The following is a 5,136-nucleotide window of genomic DNA, read 5'->3' as shown; positions in this document are numbered from 1 at the left end:
TTTCGAGACAATAGTCCGGGAGTTGATTATTGACTCATTTCCTGGGCGGCCTGCAGGGCTCTGAATACGTTTAAAACGCCGTCTGAAGCGGACAGTTCGCTGAAAGACACTGATTCGGGTTCTGCATTCGCTTTGTGAGGAGCTGTGACCATCTGGTCGGGATAGGTTGTCACACTTTGGAGGATGACATCCCGGATTTGAGCGGGTGACAAACCGGGATAGTAGCTCATAAGCAGGGCGGCAGCACCGCTCACCACGGGGGCGGCCATGCTGGTCCCCTGTTGCCGTTCGTATTCATTATCCGGCATGGTTGAGTAGATATCCACGCCGGGGGCAAACAGATCGACGGTCCGGTCACCGTAATTGCTGAATTCACCTACGAATTCTTCGTTGGGTTTCCATGAGCTGGCCCCGACCGTCAGCCAGAGCCCGGCAGTCCCTTTATGTCCATTTCCCTGCGTCCCGAGAACATCCGTGGGATAACTGACGTCCCGGTCTGAGTTTTCTGATGAATTGCCCGCGGCATGTATCATCAACACGCCGTTTTCGTCGGCATACCTGACCGCCTGGTCTACGACTTCTTTATGAGGAGAATGCGATTTACCGAAGCTCATATTGATGATATCGGCCCCGTTATCAACGGCGTAGCGAATGGCATTGGCGACATCTTTATCCCGCTCATCGCCGTCGGGCACGGCGCGAACAGCCATGAGGCGGACATTGCTTGCAATGCCGTTGACGCCGACACGATTATTGCGTATGGCGCCGATGATTCCCGCTACATGCGTCCCATGGGTGGGATCGGGTCCGCCTACATCATTATTGCCATAATAGCGTTCGGACTTATCCTCGTAGTTATCACCCACAATATGCCGGGGAGAGAAATCGGGATTATAGCCATATTTGGCAAAATGATAGATCTGTTCCTTTTGATCGGCGATGAGCGTAGAATCGATATTATTCTCCATGACGTAGTTCATGACATTTTTAGCAAAATAGGTCTGCTGATCCTGGGGCTGCATTTCCTGCACATCCTCATAACTGTATGTTCCTTTAAAATGGCGGGTCAGGATTTTGTCGGCCTGACTCATATTCTGCTCCAGCGACTGAATATTGTCGTACTGGTTTAACAGTTTTTCAATCTCATAACGATAGCCCCCCGCGATTTCCCGGTAGTATCGGTACTCTTTTCGCTCCCGGGTATTTAAAACAGTCGTATCCGCATCGCTGTACTTGGGATGAAGCCGGGCATAAATGCGCGTAAGCTCAAACGTATCGTGATCCACATTCTCACCATCGGGCCCGCCTATGAAATTCCATCCATGAACATCATCCACATAGCCATTTTCGTCATCGTCTTTACCATTGCCGGGTATTTCATCCTCATTGACCCAGATATTTTCTTTGAGATCCTCGTGTTCGATGTCCACTCCGCCGTCAATAACGGCTACTACCACTTCCTGTTCGGGCGATCGGTTATCCAGCACATGTTCGTATGCCAGTTCGCTGCTGATGCCCCGGAATTGTGTAAAATCTTCATCCAGCAGGTGCCAGTCTTCCGGGGGTTCAAGCATCGTAGCGAAGTCGACGGAATCGACCGGCTGGGTGGGAGTGGGTTTTACAATTTTTTGGGACGTAGAGCAGCCATAGAAAAAAAGAATTACGGAGCAAAAAAAGAGAATGCGGGATTTCATAAAGATAATTGACAACTAAAGTTAAGAATGGTACTGTGCGCTACGGCGTTTCAACAGCCTGTAAAAAGCGTTGGGATGCAGCTTCATAAGTCGATTGTATGCTTTGGGAAATCGCTTTATCCAGCAATTGTCCGCTATCGGATTGCATAAAAGTAACGTACTTGTCAAGCGCCTCAGTATCCACATGGTAGTAGGTTACCATCAGCCGGTTTCGGGTTTGTTGTGAGACTCCTGCCTCCATTTGGGTACGAAAATTATCGGCTACGGCATCTATTTGCCCCTCATTAAAACTGTGTTGTTCACTTAAACTGCCCAATGCTTTGATAACCGAGCGTAATATGACAATGGACGATTCAACGGATCCGGTAGCTGCCGAGGTTGTATCTATGAGTGCTGATATGGCCGCCGTTCGTTCCGGTGAGGGAGCCTGTTGCTCCATCTCGTATTTGGTAATAATCCTTTTTCGCTTGCCTTGCAGCGTATAGAATTCCTGTTGCGCATCCGTAACGGCACGAATGTCGGGATCGCTCAGCTTTTGAGAGAGCTCGGCTGCGAGCTCATCATTCAGCAGCTGCTGCAGGGCGGATTTGAAGTTATCCAGCAGACGTTGGCTCTCGTAAGCATCGGAGAATAACTCCAGCATCCGCTTGTTTTTTTGAGGAGTTAAGTTCAGCGGATTTTGTTCGAACTGCATTCGAATATCATCGGGCGCCTCCTCGAGCTGCTGCTTCAGCGCCAGTTGCTCGACCAGCTGATCTGCCAGCGCCTGCTTGCTGTCAGGAGAGGATTGGCTAAAACCTGAGAGCGGAAGACTTACCAGGAATAAAAGAACAGTGGCGTGACAAACAAACCGGGAGATCAATTTCATTAATACTCAGTTAGATTTCAGGATTGAGGATAAGCTACTAATTATTTTCAGGTCAAAAAAATGAATATGTTTCGTTCACGACCAAATTTCCCGGTGAATAATCCGGGGAATATGCTGCGGTTTTGGAATGCGCTCAGGCGTTGATATTGATCAAAATTTCCAGTTTTTAAAGCTCTCTTCTTACTTACTGCGGTTGACGATTATTTTGCCGGGTCATCGGTACGAAACGGACCGGCAGCTGCCGGTCAATCTCAATGTCACCTTCTGGTGTCTTGATAACCTTTGTCAGGGTTTGGGTCTGTCCCTCAGCCCCGACTGGTGCAACTAAAATACCGCCGGGTTTGAGCTGTTCAATAAGCGGCCGCGGTATTTTTTCAGGAGCTGCCGTTAATATAATAGCATCAAAAGGCGCATACTTCGGCCACCCCTGGTAGCCATCGCCAATTTTTGTTTTGATCGTATCATAACCGTGTTTTTCAAATAATCGCCGGGCCTGTTTCCCCAGCTCTTCAACAATCTCGATCGTGAAGACATGGGGCGTCAGCTCAGCCAGGACAGCGGCCTGGTAACCGCTTCCGGTACCGATTTCAAGCACTTTTTTACTGGAATCCAAGTCCAGCATCCGGGTCATATAGCCTACGATATAGGGTTGAGAGATCGTCTGATCATACCCAATGGGCAGTGGACGATTTTGATAAGCAAATTGCTGATATTTTTCAGGGACAAACAGGTGACGGGGCACCTGACGCATCGCCTCCAGCACCTCCGGATCCGTTACGCCCTGTTGTTCGATACCCTTACGAACCATCTGGTACCGTTCGTCCTTTCGCTCTGAGAAACGGGGAGGTTGCCACGATATTGTGTCCTCCGGCGTATCAGTCACCTGGGCCCGGGAGAGGACGGATGTGAAAGAAGGTGCGCTTATGCCGGGTAGGAGCAGGCCGAAAACAATCCCGCCCAGGATGATGGATACTATTTTTTTATATACAAAATTCATATGAATATGAACTTATTCCGGATGTTTCACCATAAAAATGATGGGCAACGCGGGTTATTGCTCATGAGACTGTTGATTCGTCTTTGAGCAGGGGTTGAGATATTTTAAACGCTTACCCAACCCCTGACAGGTTATATAACAAAAGAATAATATTTTTTAGTTCATTTGCCTTTCCGGTTTTCATAAACTAACATAGAACCCCTGTTGGTTACCTTAATCACGGTATACGGTTTATGCAGTTTGAAGAGCTTTTACATAAAAGAAATCATGCCCGCAGCCTGGCCGATCCGGTTCCCCGCCTTCCTTTTGACGATATAAGGGAGCTGTTACAGGCACGGGCGGATGAGCGCCAGGATTATCTCATCAATAGAACGGATAATAACGAAATAAGGAGAGTGTCGTATGCCAAGTTCTATCAGCATGTGCTGGGATGTGCCCGGTTCTTGCAGAATCATGGACTCAGGCGTGGAGACCGGATCGCTACTATTGCCCACAATCACTGGCATACCGTCGTGCAGTATTTTGCGGCGTGGTTACTGGGATTAACGGTCATACCGATTAACCTGAAGGAAAAGGACAAAGATATTGCCTATATCCTGGCAGAGAGTAAAATAGAACTGGCCTTTGTGAGAACCGAATACAGGACCCGATTCCGCAAGATACTGGAGGGCTATGATAACCTGAAGCACATCGAATGGATTATCTGCGAGGGAGAAACAGAGAATTTTACCCGACCGAACGGCTCGCTCTCGATCGACGATTCTCCGCTGGCCGAGTCGGAGGCCCTGATCGTCTTCAAAACGGGAGATAACGAGGATCCAATGGGCGTTGTATTAAGCCAGGCAAACCTGCTGGAAGAAGCCCGGTCCGTTGCAGAGTGCCAAAAGATTCGTGACACTACCCGGCTGATGTGCGTATTGCCGATTTATCACGTGAACAGTATAGTAATGACGCTGCTGACCCCTTTTTTTGCAGGAGGGTCAACGGTACTGAGACAACAATTCCGTCCCGAATACTTTTTCAGGGATATTGCTGAAGAACAAGTGAATATCGTGAGTCTGAAAGCCCCACAGCTGCAGTCTCTGAACCGTTATTATGAGGAGGGAACGCAGACTGAAACAGCCTCTTTACACTACATCACAGTGGAGGAGACCACCTTTCACGCGGAAGAAGCCGAGCGTTTTGAAAAACGTTTTGGGATACCGGTTGTCTTCTCATACAGCCTTCCCGAAACTTCTTCGTATGCCTGTTTTATGCCGGTCAACCTCCCTGCCGGCGAGCGCAGGAAATGGCGCAGCGAATACGGGTTCCCCAGTATCGGCCGGCCGGTTTCAGCTAATGAAGTGGCGATACATAACCCGGATGGAGAGGTCCTCGGGGAGAAGGAGCGGGGAGAGATTGTTGTTCGTGGTCATAACGTAATGCTTAAATACTATGGGGACAGAAAAGCGAACGAAAAAGCATTTAAGCATGGCTGGCTGCGCAGCGGAGACGAGGGATTTTACGTTAATGACGAGAAGGGACAGCCTTTTTTCTTCAGGGTCGGCCTAATGGACGGTTGACACCGGTTGTCGGCT

Annotated in this window: 4 protein-coding genes; 1 reads left to right on the top strand and 3 read right to left on the bottom strand. The window is 49.0% G+C overall.

Annotated elements, in window-relative coordinates; all coding sequences use genetic code 11:
* Positions 1-26: 26 nt before the first annotated feature.
* The 3 genes from ACESLU_RS11485 to ACESLU_RS11475 all read right to left on the bottom strand — a co-directional run bounded on the left by ACESLU_RS11485 (position 27) and on the right by ACESLU_RS11475 (position 3,559).
* Positions 27-1,694: a S8 family peptidase gene (locus ACESLU_RS11485; protein ID WP_372638790.1), complete on the bottom strand. Its 1,668-nt coding sequence runs from the start codon at positions 1,692-1,694 to the stop codon at positions 27-29.
* 40 nt (positions 1,695-1,734) lie between these two features.
* Positions 1,735-2,562, bottom strand: coding sequence for a hypothetical protein (locus ACESLU_RS11480; protein ID WP_372638789.1), 828 nt, complete (start codon positions 2,560-2,562; stop codon positions 1,735-1,737).
* Positions 2,563-2,746: 184 nt separating this feature from the next.
* Positions 2,747-3,559, bottom strand: a complete 813-nt coding sequence (locus ACESLU_RS11475) for a protein-L-isoaspartate(D-aspartate) O-methyltransferase (protein ID WP_372638788.1) — start codon at positions 3,557-3,559, stop codon at positions 2,747-2,749.
* Positions 3,560-3,792: 233 nt separating this feature from the next.
* On the opposite strand from ACESLU_RS11475, the gene ACESLU_RS11470 reads away from it, so the two are divergent.
* Positions 3,793-5,121, top strand: coding sequence for a class I adenylate-forming enzyme family protein (locus ACESLU_RS11470; RefSeq protein WP_372638787.1), 1,329 nt, complete (start codon positions 3,793-3,795; stop codon positions 5,119-5,121).
* Positions 5,122-5,136 lie beyond the last annotated feature (15 nt).

This window comes from Fodinibius sp. (assembly GCF_041642155.1).
Lineage (GTDB): Bacteria > Bacteroidota > Rhodothermia > Balneolales > Balneolaceae > Fodinibius.
The sequence above is the reverse complement of the archived record's forward strand: the minus strand, read 5'-3'. Positions and strand labels throughout refer to the sequence as shown.

Excerpts from the sequence above, each read along its gene's own strand:
- ACESLU_RS11485 (WP_372638790.1), bottom strand. The coding sequence starts at position 1,694 with ATGAAATCCCGCATTCTCTTTTTTTGCTCCGTAATTCTTTTTTTCTAT.
- ACESLU_RS11480 (WP_372638789.1), bottom strand. The coding sequence starts at position 2,562 with ATGAAATTGATCTCCCGGTTTGTTTGTCACGCCACTGTTCTTTTATTC.
- ACESLU_RS11475 (WP_372638788.1), bottom strand. The coding sequence starts at position 3,559 with ATGAATTTTGTATATAAAAAAATAGTATCCATCATCCTGGGCGGGATT.
- ACESLU_RS11470 (WP_372638787.1), top strand. The coding sequence starts at position 3,793 with ATGCAGTTTGAAGAGCTTTTACATAAAAGAAATCATGCCCGCAGCCTG.